The organism is Bacillus sp. 1735sda2 (assembly GCF_024159245.1).
Taxonomy (GTDB): domain Bacteria; phylum Bacillota; class Bacilli; order Bacillales; family Bacillaceae; genus Bacillus; species Bacillus pumilus_O.
The window spans coordinates 62860-78927 of the sequence record NZ_JAMYWZ010000001.1 but is presented as its reverse complement, the minus strand read 5'-3'; the positions used below and the strand labels follow the sequence as shown (position 1 = coordinate 78927).

The window sequence follows — 16068 nt, the reverse complement described above, 5'->3', positions numbered from 1 at the left end:
GAAGCCTGCTTTTTTACAGGTCTATAGCAGGAACAAAACGACATATGCACAGTAAAGAGCAAGTACACTGCACACGATAAGAATCGTTTCAAAAAGCCCACCTGATTTTTTGCGAACTTGTGTTCTTTTTGCTACTACTCTCGATCGTGAAGTCACCTGTTGGTTTTGTTGAGTAGCTGGCCTTTGTCCATTTTTTTGCTGTTGCTTCTTTTGACTCGCTTTTCTTGAAGCGATCAGCTGGCCTTCTTTCAGCATCGCACTCTTCATTGCCGCCGCTGATTGATATTTACCTTGTAGAGCAGCCTTTAATACCCTTTCATATCGCTTTAATAAAGGATGTCCTTCAATGGCTCTGTAAAGCTGCTTTTCCGGTTCTACTCCTTTTTTGAATTCTTTCTTATACGCACAATTCACCATCACCATGCTTAAGGCAAATAGATCATAGGATGGTTCTGCCTTTCTTGTACCGAATCCCCAATAGCCTCGATCAAAAAACTCTGTATATTCCTTGATTGCTCTGCCTGCTTTTGTCGTTCCCCCTACATCAATGCACCGGATCGCGGCTGGGGGACCTGACACGATGAGATTGTCTGGCTTCAAGTCACCAAAGATCCACCCTTCTTGATGTAAATGAGCTAGGTTAGATAAAAGCTGAACCATTAAAACGACGATCCACTCATCACCTTTTTGTTTGACAAAATCAAGCAGTAATGGGCCTCTGACATACTCCATCACATAAAAGGAACGCTTTTGAAGCATGCCGGGATAAATCGCATCATCCATATCATAAAAAGAAGGCCCCATGGTTTTCACAGGAGCCTTAGAAAAGGATTTTAATACATTGACTTCAGATGCAATGAGCATACTGTCATCACTCACTTTAAGGGCTACTTGACCATTTGGCGATTCGGCTAGATAGACAATACCGTTCGCCCCTTTTCCCAGCTCTTTTACAATGCGGTAATGATGGTGATGCCATTTCCCTTGAATCACCGTGCCTAACGGAATGTTAGAAACCGAATTCATCATGCTCTTCCTTTGCTTCAAGCAGCCCTTTACGCGAACGAACTGATTTGAAATGCTGGAGTGCTTCTCGAAGCGCTGGTCCAGTTGGGGTGATTCCCCCCGTGGTCAGTTTCGGGAAAATAGATGATAGTGAATCGAATCGAGGCGTCCAATTCAACACAATTTCAGCATCTGAGTTTTTCCCGGGAAATATACACATTCCAAACTGATTTTCACCAATTCTTGAATTTAAACTAATGGAGAGATCAATGAGTGCTTCTTTAACGGTCGGAAGCTTCGGTTTCATACTTGCACTTGTATCAACAAGCACAAGCACTTGAAGATGAACCGTCTCTCCTAACTCATCAACTACTTCCATCACTTCCCCACGCTTATCAGGCGGAAGCTCTTCAATTTCAGTATCCTTGCCAAGTATTTGCTGCAATTCTTTATTCACAACACCTTGCAAGGTTTGTGTCATCGCTTTTTTTGTAACCATTTGTACCGTTTGAGATAACTGCTGGACGTAGACCACTTGATGAATGCCTCCACCTGCGAGAGCAATTCCTTCAACTTCTTTCATTGCTTCATGATCGTGTCTGTTTTCCTCCATAATGCCAATAACATTGACTGTAATCCCTTGTTCCTTTGCCAATGAGGCAATCGCAAGTGGATCTTCCCCGTGATTTGAGCAGCCATCTGTAATCAATAAGATTTGGTTTACGTGACCTTTTCGCATCTTCATTCCTCCTGGGATCGTACTGAATGCTTTATATCCCCATCATCGCCAGAAGAAATTCATATTATACGATATTTCAAGAAATCTCTTGTTTCTCAAGATAGAATGTACCTGTCGGAATGGATGCCCATTTAGGCGTATTGTGATCAAGCCTGATGACAACAACCGTCATATCGTCATCGATTTGACCCGATCTTGTTCGAATGACCTCTTCCATTAATAAATCAGCAATCTCTTGCGGATCTTCTGTTTTAAAGCTTTTCATTTTGCGCTTCACCCAGAGATCATGATTTTCAATATGCTTTGGTCCTTCAAAGATGCCATCGCTCATCATAATCAGCAGATCTCCTGCCTTCATCTGTTCACTCACAACCTCCACTTCAAATTCATCAATAATCCCAATCGGTAAATTACTCGCTTGTACCTTCATCACCTGATCACCCCGTTTAATAAAGCTGGGTGTTGAACCGATCTTAAGGAATTTACAGCTCGCATCCTGTAAATCAATAATGGATAAATCTAATGTTGAATAGATTTCATCTGTCGTTCGTAAAGATAAAATACTATTAATGGTTTTAATCGCTACTTTTTCATTGATACCTGAAGCTAATATTTTTTCTAACAGCTTAATCGTTTCATTGCTTTCAAAGTGAGCCCTTGCTCCATTACCCATCCCATCACTAATAGCTGCAGCATATTTGCCCGCACCCAGCTCCATCATGCTGTAGCTGTCTCCAGACACTAACCCTCCGCCTTTCGCTGCATGCGCTACGCCTGTAGCTACTCGATATGACTTTGCAGAGCCAAATACAACGTGACAATAGCCTGTTGGGTGCTCTGCACACTGCTCTGCCTTGACTAAAATCTGCTCTTCTAAAATATCTGAGAGCATAGGGGCGATGATTTTCTCACATTCCCCATGTCCTTGGCAATAGGGGATTCTCATTTCAATATCGACATTCCCCTGCTCCAAGCTATAAATTTCTACTTGTTGAATTTCAATTCCAAAGTGCTGAAGTGCTTCTATCATCTGCTCTTCTTGAATAAAATGCTGTTCTCTTTCCCGTTTTATTTCCCGGGAAAAATCCTCCATCACTTGTGAGACGCCCATCAGCTGTTCAGCTACAAGTCGTCTGCTGTCTTGGACCTTTTTCTTCAAGGTCTGGTTGGCTTTATAGTAAGCGATCTCCTCTTCAATCAATTCCTCAACATGTTTTGATTTTGAGCAGTGCTGGCTAAATTTCTTCTTCAATTTCCGGTTTTGCTCGTAGGTTTTTTCATCAGATTCATGCATAACTTGTTTCATCAGTTCATAGGTTGTATCAAAGTTCTGCACCCAGCATTTATTTTTCTTATAGCACGTTTGACAGGATCGTTCTGTGATCGTACTTAAAAAAAGATCTACATCCTCTTCCTGTTTCTTTTCTTCAGGAATAGATTCGTAAAATGTCGCAAAACTCTCAGACAGCGCATGAAATACATTAGAAAATTGGTCTACCTTTTTTGCTGTCACATCTCGTACTTTCCGGGCGTATTGCTGCTGCTCCTGCACATGCTCTACCGTACCAGGAATATATTTCGCTACCTTAGAGGTTACGGATTGTGGCGTGAGCAAGAAGAGCACAACCGCAATCAGCGATTCATATAGCGTAGTCATGAGTCCTGCTGATCCTTCTCCGTACAATGAAATCAGTAAGGAGCCCACAATTAAGCCAATGGCTGCGCCTGCTTTCTTCCCCTCTTTCAGCAATCCCCCTAATAAACCTGAAAAGGCAAGGAGACTCATCTGATAAAGGTTTCCGATGTTAGCGAGACCGAGAATTAATCCAGTCACGACACCAACTGTACAACCAATACTCGCTCCTCCAATAAAGGCAAAGCTCAATACTACATATCGTGACAAAATATGTTCTGCCTGCATTCCTTGAAATGTGATCCCAGCCAGACCTGTTAAAACTGAGGCAATTAAAATCATAAAACAAATAATTTCTTCAACCTTTAAGGAGTGTTTGATTTTCCTAACTGTAAAAATCGGCAGGCTTTGAAGGAAAATCAGTGTCAAAATGAAGGCAAGTCCTGCCTCGACACCCGCCATAACGTAATCGTAGCTTTGCACAGCACCTTGCTCTAGGTAAACAAATGCTCCTCTGGTGATCAGCATTGACAGTACAATGACAACCGGCAATGTTTTCACTGGATCTTTGATGATGAAAGAAACCACCTTGGACATAAGGAGGAAGACGATCAGCGACGCAAACACAAACAATGCATTTTGAGGTGATATCGTCATGGCTCCAGCAAGTAAAGCGAGACAAGCAATCATGGCCTTGTCTCTTTTGATAAGCAGCATGGACCCAAAGAAAGGCAAAGCAAATGGCATGATTTCAGATAATATAAAGGCTCGTCCTAATAAAAAGCCTAGAATGACATAAATAAACCCTTTATAGAAAAAAAGAGAATGCGTATGATGAAGAAACAGGTTTTTCATCTTCTTTAACCCTGCACTGATTCTTTCAAACCCCGCTCCTGTTAAATCAGTTCTTCTTTCTAGTTTTTCCATCTTTTCATCCCCCACCTGATATTCGTTGCTTGTCATTATAGCGAAGGTGAAAAAGAAATTTTGTCAAAAGAAGTTGTCGTTTCCATAAAACGTTCGACGCTTTATTCGTCAAAGAGGCATACTTTCATGAAAGTCGATGTCTTTCATCAGAATTTTACGAAGACACAAAAAAACAGCTTTCCTAAAGAAAGCTGTTCAGACCGTAGACAAACCCCACCTTTACTTCAAGTAAAAGTGGGGTTTTCACATTTTTTTTGAAAAACATCATGTGTTTTACGCTGGACATGGTACTTTCCATGTCCAGTTTGCTAGTTTTTTAAGGTTCATGGCAGCGAAAGTAAGCATCGCTTGCATTGAAACTTTTTTTAGTCCACGAAGTTTCGTCCAACGCATACCATGCTTTTCTTTTGCATCCGCAAAAACGCGTTCAATCGTTTCTTTCCGTTTTGCGTAGATGCTCTTATTTATTTCAGTGAGTCTCAGATTGTCTGCTTCATCTAGATAATCCTGCCAAATATGCCGATGAATTTGTTTGGTGTGGTTTTGACTTTGGGTACAGTTATCTAAAAACGAACAGGACTCACATACTTCTGAATCGGATGCATATTGCTTATAGCCTTCTCTAGTCGTTGTACGATAAGAGAGAATTTGCCCGTTGGGGCAAATGTAACAATCAAAATATGCATCATATACGTATTCATTCTTTTTCAAATAACCAGCTTTTGTTCTTGGACGAGTGTAGGGCATGACAGGTCTTATCTCTTGATCCATTAAGAACTTAGCGATGTAAGGTGTTTTATATCCAGCATCTACTGCGACTACATTTGGTTTTCCGACTTTCTCTGTCACTTTTGATACGAGTGAATCCAACATACGACTATCATGAACATTTCCGCCTGTGACCAGCGAGCCTAAAATAAATCCTTTTGAATCACACGCTGTATGAAATGAATAAGCAAATGACTTTTCACGTTCATCCTTTACATAATAGCCACTCTCTGGGTCAGTTGTACTGACCTTGATTTCTTTTGTTTCTTCTTTATTCTGTAGGGGTAAGGGCTTTTTTCCATGTTCTTCACGATCAATATTGATCTCTTCATGAAGCTGATTTTGATAACTTCTTGTCTCAACTCGAACGATTTTCTTTTCAAGTTTTTTCTTATTGGCGTTCGCTTTGACATGAGTCGAATCAATGAAGGCGATAGACGGGTCAACGAGCCCTTTTTTCATCGCTTCTCTTAAGATTCGATAAAAAATTTGTTCGAATAAATCTGTATCGTGGAAGCGTCTCACGTAGTTTTTACCGAAGGTAGAAAAGTGCGGAATTTTCTCCGAAAACCCATATCCAATAAACCAACGATAAGCCACGTTGGTTTCAATTTCTTTAATGGTTTGACGCATAGAGCGAATACCAAATAGATATTGGATTAAGACCATCTTAATGAGAACAACAGGATCAACACTTGGTCTACCATTATTAGAACTATAATGATCTTTGACAAGATCATAAATGAAATCGAAATCGATTGCTTGTTCAATTTTCCGCACAAGATGATCTTCAGGCACTAATTCATCTAAAGCCACTACTTCTAATTGATTTCTTCTTTCTTCTTCACGTTTCGATAACATGTTTATCCCCCACAGATTATTGTTATTACCCTTATTATACAAAAAAGCTTGTAGACTTTGTCTACAAGCTGAACAGCTTTCCTAAAGAAAGCTGTTTTCGAAGATGACCCGTACGGGATTCGAACCCGTGTTACCGCCGTGAAAGGGCGGTGTCTTAACCGCTTGACCAACGGGCCTTGCTTTTATGTTCTAATCAAAAGGATAGCGGCGGAGGGGATCGAACCCCCGACCTCACGGGTATGAACCGTACGCTCTAGCCAGCTGAGCTACACCGCCATAATAAAAATGCGCTAAGAAGCACAAGATCTATAATACAAAGGAATCGCTTGTCCGTCAATAGGAAGTTTTAAATTAAATGGCGAAATCTCAAAAAATGTCGGATGAATTAAGAAAAAAACACCTGCGGACAGCAGGTGCTTTGTTGTGAAAGATATATAGAAAGCAGCAACAAGTTAACCTCTTCTTGCTCCGCGTCCCCCACGTTTTGATTCCGTGTTACGTTTTAAAGATGTTAAGCGGTCTTCACTATCTTTTAAGAATTTGTTCATTTTTTGCTCAAACGATTCCTTCGGACGGAAATCATTTCTGCTTGGTCTTGATTGTTGTTGTTGAGGACGATCTTTTGCTTTTTTAATGGACAAGCCGATTTTACCGTCTTTTTCAACGTTAATCACTTTCACTTCAACTTGTTCACCGACTTTTAAATGCTCATTAATATCTTTTACATAGTTATCGGCTACCTCACTGATATGAACGAGACCAGTTGAACCGCCTGGCAACTCCACAAAAGCTCCAAAATTTGTAATGCCCGTAACTTTCCCTTGTAACTTGCTGCCAACTTCAATCGACATAAAAAAAGTGCTCCTCCTTAGACTTATAAAAAAATCTCATTTGTTCAATTATACATAAACTGAATTTTAAGTGTCAACAAGGCTAATCGCTCTTATTGCCCACATCAAAGATTTTTTCGCCTTTTTTGGACATATAATAGTCCCGTCGTGCCAGTTCGAGTACGTATTCTTTGCTTTTCAGCTTTTTAATTTCATCAGAAATATCTTCCTGCTTTGTTTGTAATTGCTTCAATTCTTTTTCAAGCGCAACCTTCTTCTCTTCTTTTTCCTTTAATGAGGACGATTGCGACCAGAGGGCACTTGTCACCAAGACAACAAACATGAGCGCAATCACACCAAACACGGTAAGCCTTCTAAGGAGTCCACGGCGTTTGCGTTTTAAGCGCTGTGCTTGCTGTTCCATTTGTTTTTGGTAATCATTTTGAATTTGTGCGATATTTCTTTTTCTTTTGTTCAAGGTTGAAGGCCTCCTCTCTTACTTTGTCCAGAATTGTTTCCATTTCGTTTTGATGGTACCAGATAATTTCTTGGTCCCTTGTAAAATTCCTGCTCCTTTAGAGAAAAACAATCTCATTGATGTTCGCCATTTTTCGGGAATCCGATGAATAATGGTCACATTGAGTAACCAGATGAGCGGATAACAGACAATGGACAGCACCTTCCACACGAGCCGAAACGTAAAATGAACAAGACGTAAGAGCAAGTGGAGCAAGAACATAATAGCACTTATGATGAAGGAAATCAGCCAGCGAATTGGCTGGAAGACGATGGACATGACCAGCCGTTTCAGAATGAGAACGGCCTGATACACACACATCACCAGAAACTTGAGAATGTTCATATACAGCTGTTTCATCAATGCCTGATACATCGAGAAACCTAGTGCAACGGCTAGAAAGATATAAACCCTGAATTCTCCCTCATTTGTCAGCAACAGAACATAAAAGAATAAGAGACCCTGTACGAACCAAAAAAGGAGATCGTGTATGATCAAAAGCCATTTTGCTGTCTTTTCCCGATTCACAAACAGCTTGTACGTATCAAGCGATGCGCCCAGCCAGATGCCCATCGCTACCATCGAAAGCATCGTATAAAACTGGACTGTCAGCGTCATTTAAACAGCTTGCTAAAAAATCCTTTAGCTTTCTCCCCGTGCTGCTCATCTACATAAATTAAGTCAAAGACACGTCCTTTAATCGACACAACGCCTTTTTCGACATCTAGATTTTTCATTTGCAGATTTTCTCCACGAATCGCGAGAATCCCCATGACCGTCTCAAGCAGAAATTCTTCATTATCGAAGCTTTCCACCTGTTTGACACCGGTAATATCTAAATGCTTTCTGTTTCGCATTGTGATATTGTGTTCTGCTTCTGATGACAGCTTCGTGCCTTGAGGTTGATTATAATATTGATTCATTTATACATCCCCCATATCTCATACTTGCATTGTTACTGCATTGTATGTGACAGGAGGATCATTTAGAACAAGCCCCATTCTGCTGTTTTTTCTTCTTTTAGCACAGTATACATGCCAGCAGCTTCTTCTTTTTTCGTTGTGTCCTTTAACTCGTTGACTTGCACCGTCACGAGCTTTTGACCAAAACGGATTTTAAGCTCGTCTCCTTCTTTCACGTCAGAGCTGGCTTTCGCCTGTGTGCCGTTAATAGAAATTCTGCCTTGATCAGCGACTTCTTTTGCCAATGTTCTTCTTTTAATTAAACGGGACACTTTTAAAAATTTATCTAATCTCATGTATGATCACCTCTTTCTATACGTTTGGCATCGTTCCATAGATCGTCCATTTCCTCTAGTGTTAATTCTTCTAATGAACGTCCCATGTCCTTTGCTTTTTGTTCAATATGCTGAAAGCGTCGCATGAATTTTGTGTTGGCGGAAGCGAGCGCCGTTTCAGGCTCTAGCTGATAGAACCTTCCAATGTTGACGAGAACAAATAAAAGATCTCCAAATTCATCTTTCATCTGCTTCGTTGCACTTTCGTCCGGCTTCTCTGCCACTTCAACGAGAAATTCCTGCTTTTCTTCTTCGTATTTGTTCCAAATATCGTTCACATCTGTCCAATCAAAGCCTACTTTGGCGGCTTTCTTTTGGAGCTTATATGCCTTCGTTAATGCTGGAAGCGTCGCAGGGATGGATTGCAACATAGAGGCTGCCCGCTCCGGCTTCTCCAACTGCTTGATTTTTTCCCAGTTGACGACCACGTCTTCTGCTTCAGACACATTTGTGTCACCAAACACATGGGGATGTCTACGAATCATTTTCTCTGTGACATGCTGGATGACATCATCAATGGAGAAAAAGCCATCATCTTCACCGATTTGAGCATGAAGTAACACCTGTAGCATCACATCTCCGAGCTCCTCCACCATATGGTCTGGATCATCTTCATCTATCGCTTCAAGCAGTTCATAGCATTCTTCAATTAAATAGGGTTTAAGTGACTCATTGGTTTGTTTTTGATCCCATGGACAGCCGCCCGGACCTCTTAATGTACGGATGACGTCACGGAAGGTGTCAAATTGTTTGTAAAGCAGCTTTTCATCTTGAATCGGAGGTACATAAACACTCGTTAAGTTATTTATCGACACATCTCGATCAAGTTCAAATAAAGGAACGGCAGTAATCTGTTCCAGGCTGCTTCCAGCCGCAGTCACTATATAGACTTCATAATCATCAGGAAGCTTTTCCATCAGCGTGAGTTTCACATTCGAAGCAGTGATCTGATCATATACCTGACAAATGAGGACATGCTGGGTCAATTTGAGATCGTCCGCTCTCATATCTCCTGCATCAACGAATTGCAATCCCTCGATTGGGTCGATCTGCAAGGAATTAAACGTCGCATCCAAAAAGCTTTGTCCACCAGCAACAGACACCTCAATCCCACGCTCTTGCTGCTGAGAAACTAATAGCTGAACAGTCTTTTCTGCGACAAATGGATGACCTGGTACTGCGTACACAATCTCCTTTTCCGCTGCCTCTTTAAATAAAATTTCTGTGATTTCCTGATAGACCGAATCAAACTGATCGTGCTTTTCATAAATCTCATCAAAAAAGGTCAGTGACGGGACCTCCTGCATCAACTCTGCGGTAAGCGGGTGGTCCTGCGTTCTCATAAATACTTCTTTCGCCTGCTTCAGCTGCTTGTATACACCGAGCGTCAGCTGATCCATGTCGCCTGCCCCAAGACCGACGACGGTAATCTTACCTGCCATTTTGATTCCCTCTCATCTGTTTAAAATATAAAATCTTTTCTCCTAATGGAATGAGTCTCCATTCCTCGTCCGTAAATACTTCTAGCTTAAGAATACTATATAAAAAGGCGAAACCACCAATAAAAACTGACGTCAGGCTCTCTAAAACGGAAAAAGGACGTTTTTCAAAGGGAATGGCCCAAGAAAACAGTGCCTGATACCCTATTAAGACGATGGCCATGAAAGCGGCCGATAAAAGAATTCTCACTGGGAACAGCTCTCTCAACGAAATCCATCCTTTGTGCCTCAAATAAAAGGCATTGAGCAGAGCAGCAGCGAGGAAACCGCACACAGTTGACCATGCCGCACCGTAGATGCCTAATAGCGGCACAAGTGCAAGCGTGAGTATCCATTTCACCAGTACACTGAGAAGCACCACAACAGCCGGATACACAGTATGCCCGAGACCTTGAAGTAAAGCTGCTTGCGTAATCGCAATCGAAGTAAATGCGATGGAAATACAGAATATTTGCAGCGCATCGGTACCTAAATCATTACGAAAAAGCATGATGTTGACTGACGAAAGAATACAAATCAGCCCAACTGCTGAACCAATCCCTAAAACCGATGTAGTCTTAATCGATGTACGTACTTTTTGCCTGATCGCTTCATGCTCTCCATTCCTCATGGCAGAAGATAAAAATGGCACAAGAGAGGTTCCAATGCTAATGGCAAACACCGTCCCCAGCTGTAAAAACGGCTGCCCTCGGTCATATACACCTTTTGCCGCCTTTGCCGCGGCTTCACTCAGACCCTCACTGCGTAGCAACGCATACAGATGAAAGGCATCAATCATTTGCATCCATAAAATGAGCAGTCCGCTGACACAAATCGTGAATGTATATAGCACCAAACTCTTCAAAACATCCTTTTTCCGGAGTGTCGCCTGCTTGACTGTCATAGGTGCAGAAGACTGTTTTCGGTAAGTGAGCCAAAGAAAAAGAAGCAGGATAAGCGAGGCCGCACTTCCGGCTATGGAGGAGAAGACCGCGCCCGCTCCTGTTTCATAAAGCGAATAGCCGTGCCTGACAAAATAGAAGGATAAAACAAGCAAGACGCCTACCCTAATAAGCTGCTCCACCAATTGAGAAACAGCCGTTGGAAGCATCATACCGTCACTCTGAAAAACGCCTCTCAGCATCACGGTAAGCGGCAGGAATAAAAATACGAAAGCACTCATTTGAATGAGCAGAATTAATTGACTGTCCGCCATAAGGCTCGCAATTCTGCCTGCTCCTATGTAAAGACAAAGAAACAAGACCAGGCTCAGTAAAGTGATATAGACCAAGGAGACCCTTGTAATGATCCGTCGATTCTCTTCCCCATGTTCACTCAAAAGCTTGGACACCATGACAGGAAATCCTGTGGTGCCGAGCATGATCGCAATACCAAGGAAGGGATACACTTGCTGATAAATATAAAACCCAGTGTCTCCTACGATGTTCTGGAACGGAACACGATAAACGGCACTTAGTACCTTTGATAACAACCCTGCGATGGTTAAAATCACCGCACCTTGGAAAAGCCAATGCGGCTGATTTACATTTTTCATGGATGGCTCCTTTAAAAATAGATCTACAGTTAAACGCACTCATTATATCATACGTCAATGAAAAGCCGTTTCTTTCTAAGGAGTAGACGACACATTCCCCGTTTTGTTTCATCCCATATAAAAAAACGCCGACAAAATCAAATGATTTCATCGGCATTCTTTCGTTTTATCAAAATGATATAGAATTATTAGACCTAATGTTCCATTTGACGGGCTAAGAAGCCAGCTGCTGTTTCTGCTGCTTTATGCTCCACTTCCCCCATTGAACGCTCTTTAGAAAATAAGACGACGGCGCCAATCGGATCTCCGTTTGCAACAATAGGTGCAATGGTATAAGCAGATACGTCATCATCAATACCATCGACAAGTTGAATTTCTTTTTTGCTTTCTTCTAAAACAGAATTACGCTGGTCCATTGTTCGTTCAAGTAAATCACTGATGGATTTGTTTAAGTACTCTTTTTTCGAACTGCCGGATACAGCAATATACGTATCTCGATCACAAATCAGGATGGAATGACCCAAACTGTCGAATAATGCATCAGCATATTCCTTTGCAAAGTCTCCTAGCTCACTAATCGGCGAATACTTCTTCAAAATTACTTCTCCATCGCGGTCGACGAAAATCTCAAGCGGATCTCCTTCCCGGATGCGCAATGTTCTGCGAATCTCCTTCGGAATAACCACTCTACCTAGATCATCGATGCGGCGTACAATTCCAGTTGCTTTCATTCACTGCTGCCTCTCTTTCGTTTGATGATGTGTTGGGTGAATGGAGCAAAAGCGTCCACTTTATGCAACATTCACCACTTGACCCTGAGATTAGTATCCGTCACATCAAACGTAATATACACGAGAGACAAACAAATTTTTATGAAGATGGAATGGTTTCTTTTTTCACATCTTGAAGGCCTCGAAGCATATTCAGAACGATTTCAAGCCATTCCTCCGTCTTCTTGCCTTTCGTCTGGACAGAAATAATTAGCTTGCTGCCTTCCATTCCTAAGCCAATATCACGGCCATATTTACTGCCGAGCGCAAATAATTTTTGACCGTCGATTTCACCGCTTGCTTGCTCTTCAAGGGTGAGCCTGACAATGCCTTTCTCCATCTTGATTAATTCGACATGTTCCTGCACTGCGTATACTTTCATTGTCGCAATCGTGAACAAATCCGCCACTTCTTGCGGATATTCACCGAATCGATCGATCATTTCATCTTGAAGCTCTTTTCGCTCTTCAATGGATCCAATCGCTCTGAATTGTTTATACATCTCAATCTTTTGCTTTCCATCCGAAATATAAGTGTCTGGGATATAGGCATCGATTTGCAGATCGATTTCCGGTTCAAATTTATCTTGAGCCGTCGTATCGCCTCTTCTTTCTTCAATGGCTTCTTTCAGCATTTGAGAATAGAGATCGAATCCAACAGAATCAATGAATCCATGCTGCTGTGCACCAAGTAAATTTCCTGCTCCTCGTATCGTTAAATCTCGCATCGCAATTTTAAATCCTGATCCGAGCTCTGTGAATTCTTTAATGGCTTGAAGTCTCTTCTCTGCTACTTCAGACAGAACTTTATCTTTTCGATACGTGAAATAAGCATATGCGACACGATTTGAGCGTCCTACTCGTCCTCTTAGCTGGTACAGCTGAGAAAGCCCCATTTTATCCGCATCATGGACGATGAGCGTGTTCACATTCGGAATATCGACTCCCGTTTCAATGATGGTGGTACTGACCAATACATCTGATTCACCTTCAAGGAAATTGATCATCACTGATTCCAGTTCGTTCTCACTCATTTTCCCGTGTGCATAGCTGACTTTCGCATCTGGGACTAGCATAGAGATTTCATCTGCTTTACGTTCAATATCCTCGACACGGTTGTACAGGAAGTACACTTGACCACCACGTGCTAGTTCTCGCTCAATCGCTTCTCTAACTAAAGCGCCATTGTACTCGACCACATAGGTTTGAACAGGGAAACGGTTTTCAGGCGGTGTTTCAATAACCGATAAATCCCGTACGCCAAGCATAGACATATGCAGCGTACGCGGAATTGGCGTAGCCGTTAATGTCAGAACATCAATATTGGCTTTCATCTGTTTAATTTTCTCTTTATGCGTCACACCAAAACGCTGCTCTTCATCAATAATCAACAGACCTAAGTCTTTATAAACAATATCTTTCGAAAGCAAACGGTGTGTACCGATCACCATATCTATCGTTCCATTTTTCAACCCTTTTAACGTTTCAGTTGTTTCTTTTCTCGTACGGAAACGGCTCAGCTGAGCGATTTTAACAGGATAGTCTTGGAATCGGTCCATAATCGTGTCAAAATGCTGCTGCGCTAAGATGGTTGTCGGCACAAGCAGTGCAACCTGCTTCCCGTCAGCAATTGCTTTGAAGGCGGCTCGAATCGCCACTTCTGTTTTTCCATATCCCACATCTCCACAAAGCAGGCGGTCCATAGGACGTTCCCGCTCCATATCTTGTTTGATTTCATGAATCGAACGGATCTGATCATCTGTTTCCTGATAAGGGAACGCTGATTCAAACTGGCGCTGCATCTCATGATCAGGCGAGAAGGCATACCCTTTGCTTGCCTCACGTTCTGCGTACAGCTTAATGAGATCATCTGCGATGTCCTGTACAGAGGACTCCACTTTTTTCTTTACACGTTTCCAATCGCTGCCGCCTAGTTTGTACAGCTTTGGTTCTTTACCTTCTGATCCAACATATTTCTGCACCTGATCAATTTGTTCAACCGGTACATAAAGCTTGTCGCTTCCTTGATAATGAATATTTAAATAATCTTTATGAATGCCGCCGATTTCAAGCGTTTCAATTCCTAAATACTTACCAATCCCGTGGTTAATATGCACCACATAATCGCCGACTTGAAGCTCTGAATAGCTCTTAATTCGCTCTGCATTGGTCAGCTTTTGCTTACGTGCCTGCTTCTTCACACGCTTTTTGAATAGCTCGCCTTCTGTGATCACGGCAATTTTCGATAACGGTAGTTCAAAGCCTGTTTGCAGCTCACCTTGTAAAATATACACCTGTCCGCTTACAAGCTCTGCGTCCGGCTTAGCAAGAGCGGCTTCAATGTCATAATCATGTAAGACAGAAGACAGTTTGTCTGTCCGTTCTTCATCCGCACCTAAGAAAACAACTGTGTATTGTTGTTTTTTGTAGCGTTCTATTTCACTTGCAAGCACATTCATCTGCCCGTGGAAATTCTGCATTTGCTTACTAGAGACATTGACGATATTTTGCGGATTTGTCTGCTGGACATGTCTCAGGAACAAGGAGTAGTACAGAATTGACCGGGATTGCTGATTGATCAGTTGTTGGAACGGGAAAGAAAGGGTTAAATCATGAAGGATATTGCCTTCTTCAAGCAGGCTAATGGTCCAATCCGCTTCTTCCTGCTCAAGTTGTTCTTCCATCTCCTGAATTCTGCTTATTTCATCTAAAATAATAATCGTATCCTGTGAAGTGTAATCTAGCAAACTAGCAGGTTTTTCATAGAAATAGGACAGGTACTTCGTCATTTCCTGTGTCACGATACCTTCTAGCAGCTTCTCTCGATCAGCAGTAATATGTTGATGCAGCAATTCTTTTTGCTGGTCCGAGTTGAATTTCTTTAAGCTATTCGCAAGTCCTTGATCAAGCTGTTCAATGGCTCTCACTCGTTCAGGGCCTCTGACAATAAGCTCTTTTGCGGGACCGATTTTAATTTCTTGAAGTGTTTCTAATGAACGCTGTGTATCCGAATGGAACGTTCGAATTGAGTCTACTTCTGTATCAAACAGCTCAATACGGATCGGATGATCTTCCGTTAACGAATAAATATCAATGATTCCTCCGCGCACACTAAAATCTCCGGGCGCAGCAACCATCGACGTCCGGTCATAACCGATTTGCACAAGCTGTTTTGAAAACGCCTCCAAATCAATTTCTTCACCAAGCTTTAAATGAATCTGACTCTCCTTCCAGAGCTCAACTGGCGGAAGCATTCTGCGCACCGCAGCAGCCGGGGTGACGATAATGGGGTTCTCTCCATTCGCCAGCCGGTTCAGCACATCTAGACGCTGTGCTCTGAGCTCAGGACTCGCCACGGCAATTTCTGAAGCAATAAGTTCATTCACAGGATAAAGAAGGACCGAGCGATCTGACATCACACTGGCAAGATCATCTGTTACCTTCTGCGCTTGATACAAGTTGTGAGTCACAATAAACATCGGCCGCTTAAGTTCGTCTGATATAGCGGCTGTAAATAAAGATCTGACGGAGCCTGATAGTCCGGCGAGCAGTTGTTCTTTTAAACCTTCCTTTAGCCCATTAAAAATGGACTGAAAATCATCACTTTGTTTGATAAATGATTGTATATTTTTCATTTGGCTCCTCCTCCCTGCTTGTTTAAAACAGAAAAACGCTTTGGTCTATTATCT

Annotated in this window: 13 protein-coding genes and 2 tRNA genes; all 15 read right to left on the bottom strand. The window is 42.0% G+C overall.

Annotated elements, in window-relative coordinates:
- Positions 1 to 21: 21 nt before the first annotated feature.
- A complete protein-coding gene (locus NKR21_RS00415; RefSeq protein ID WP_144458103.1) occupies positions 22 to 1026 on the bottom strand; it encodes a protein kinase domain-containing protein in 1005 nt (334 codons plus the stop codon).
- Positions 1010 to 1744 carry a vWA domain-containing protein gene (locus NKR21_RS00410; protein ID WP_003217969.1) on the bottom strand — a complete coding sequence of 245 codons (735 nt, stop codon included), beginning with the start codon at positions 1742 to 1744 and terminating at the stop codon, positions 1010 to 1012. Before NKR21_RS00410 ends, NKR21_RS00415 begins: the two co-directional genes overlap by 17 nt.
- A gap of 76 nt (positions 1745 to 1820) precedes the next feature.
- The gene (gene spoIIE, locus NKR21_RS00405) at positions 1821 to 4304 is read right to left on the bottom strand and encodes a stage II sporulation protein E (RefSeq protein ID WP_144458101.1); all 2484 of its coding nucleotides are present in this window, start codon (positions 4302 to 4304) and stop codon (positions 1821 to 1823) included.
- Between the two features lie 273 nt (positions 4305 to 4577).
- Positions 4578 to 5933 carry an IS1182-like element ISBpu1 family transposase gene (locus tag NKR21_RS00400; protein ID WP_253602405.1) on the bottom strand — a complete coding sequence of 452 codons (1356 nt, stop codon included), beginning with the start codon at positions 5931 to 5933 and terminating at the stop codon, positions 4578 to 4580.
- 104 nt (positions 5934 to 6037) lie between these two features.
- Positions 6038 to 6109, bottom strand: a tRNA-Glu gene (locus NKR21_RS00395).
- 26 nt (positions 6110 to 6135) lie between these two features.
- Positions 6136 to 6209, bottom strand: a tRNA-Met gene (locus tag NKR21_RS00390).
- A 176-nt stretch (positions 6210 to 6385) separates the two neighbouring features.
- Complete coding sequence (locus NKR21_RS00385) at positions 6386 to 6784, bottom strand: S1 domain-containing RNA-binding protein (protein WP_003217901.1); 399 nt, start codon at positions 6782 to 6784, stop codon at positions 6386 to 6388.
- Positions 6785 to 6866: 82 nt separating this feature from the next.
- Complete coding sequence (locus NKR21_RS00380; RefSeq protein ID WP_088000700.1) at positions 6867 to 7241, bottom strand: FtsB family cell division protein; 375 nt, start codon at positions 7239 to 7241, stop codon at positions 6867 to 6869.
- 18 nt (positions 7242 to 7259) lie between these two features.
- Positions 7260 to 7898 (bottom strand): spore cortex biosynthesis protein YabQ, encoded by a 639-nt coding sequence (yabQ, locus tag NKR21_RS00375; protein ID WP_144458099.1) that lies wholly within the window; start codon positions 7896 to 7898, stop codon positions 7260 to 7262.
- A complete protein-coding gene (gene yabP / locus NKR21_RS00370; protein ID WP_003217974.1) occupies positions 7895 to 8203 on the bottom strand; it encodes a sporulation protein YabP in 309 nt (102 codons plus the stop codon). Before yabP ends, yabQ begins: the two co-directional genes overlap by 4 nt.
- 62 nt (positions 8204 to 8265) lie before the next feature.
- Positions 8266 to 8538, bottom strand: a complete 273-nt coding sequence (locus NKR21_RS00365) for an RNA-binding S4 domain-containing protein (RefSeq protein ID WP_144458097.1) — start codon at positions 8536 to 8538, stop codon at positions 8266 to 8268.
- Positions 8535 to 10019 (bottom strand): bifunctional methyltransferase/pyrophosphohydrolase YabN, encoded by a 1485-nt coding sequence (gene yabN / locus NKR21_RS00360; protein WP_144458095.1) that lies wholly within the window; start codon positions 10017 to 10019, stop codon positions 8535 to 8537. Before yabN ends, NKR21_RS00365 begins: the two co-directional genes overlap by 4 nt.
- Positions 10009 to 11610, bottom strand: coding sequence for a putative polysaccharide biosynthesis protein (locus NKR21_RS00355; RefSeq protein ID WP_144458093.1), 1602 nt, complete (start codon positions 11608 to 11610; stop codon positions 10009 to 10011). The genes yabN and NKR21_RS00355 overlap by 11 nt, the downstream gene beginning before the upstream one ends.
- Positions 11611 to 11804: 194 nt before the next feature.
- The gene (spoVT, locus tag NKR21_RS00350) at positions 11805 to 12341 is read right to left on the bottom strand and encodes a stage V sporulation protein T (protein ID WP_003217990.1); all 537 of its coding nucleotides are present in this window, start codon (positions 12339 to 12341) and stop codon (positions 11805 to 11807) included.
- A gap of 139 nt (positions 12342 to 12480) precedes the next feature.
- Positions 12481 to 16014 (bottom strand): transcription-repair coupling factor, encoded by a 3534-nt coding sequence (gene mfd, locus NKR21_RS00345; protein ID WP_144458091.1) that lies wholly within the window; start codon positions 16012 to 16014, stop codon positions 12481 to 12483.
- Positions 16015 to 16068: the final 54 nt, after the last annotated feature.

Excerpts from the sequence above, each read along its gene's own strand:
- NKR21_RS00415 (WP_144458103.1), bottom strand. The coding sequence starts at position 1,026 with ATGAATTCGGTTTCTAACATTCCGTTAGGCACGGTGATTCAAGGGAAA.
- NKR21_RS00410 (WP_003217969.1), bottom strand. The coding sequence starts at position 1,744 with ATGCGAAAAGGTCACGTAAACCAAATCTTATTGATTACAGATGGCTGC.
- spoIIE (WP_144458101.1), bottom strand. The coding sequence starts at position 4,304 with ATGGAAAAACTAGAAAGAAGAACTGATTTAACAGGAGCGGGGTTTGAA.
- NKR21_RS00400 (WP_253602405.1), bottom strand. The coding sequence starts at position 5,933 with ATGTTATCGAAACGTGAAGAAGAAAGAAGAAATCAATTAGAAGTAGTG.
- NKR21_RS00385 (WP_003217901.1), bottom strand. The coding sequence starts at position 6,784 with ATGTCGATTGAAGTTGGCAGCAAGTTACAAGGGAAAGTTACGGGCATT.
- yabQ (WP_144458099.1), bottom strand. The coding sequence starts at position 7,898 with ATGACGCTGACAGTCCAGTTTTATACGATGCTTTCGATGGTAGCGATG.
- yabP (WP_003217974.1), bottom strand. The coding sequence starts at position 8,203 with ATGAATCAATATTATAATCAACCTCAAGGCACGAAGCTGTCATCAGAA.
- NKR21_RS00365 (WP_144458097.1), bottom strand. The coding sequence starts at position 8,538 with ATGAGATTAGATAAATTTTTAAAAGTGTCCCGTTTAATTAAAAGAAGA.
- yabN (WP_144458095.1), bottom strand. The coding sequence starts at position 10,019 with ATGGCAGGTAAGATTACCGTCGTCGGTCTTGGGGCAGGCGACATGGAT.
- NKR21_RS00355 (WP_144458093.1), bottom strand. The coding sequence starts at position 11,610 with ATGAAAAATGTAAATCAGCCGCATTGGCTTTTCCAAGGTGCGGTGATT.
- spoVT (WP_003217990.1), bottom strand. The coding sequence starts at position 12,341 with ATGAAAGCAACTGGAATTGTACGCCGCATCGATGATCTAGGTAGAGTG.
- mfd (WP_144458091.1), bottom strand. The coding sequence starts at position 16,014 with ATGAAAAATATACAATCATTTATCAAACAAAGTGATGATTTTCAGTCC.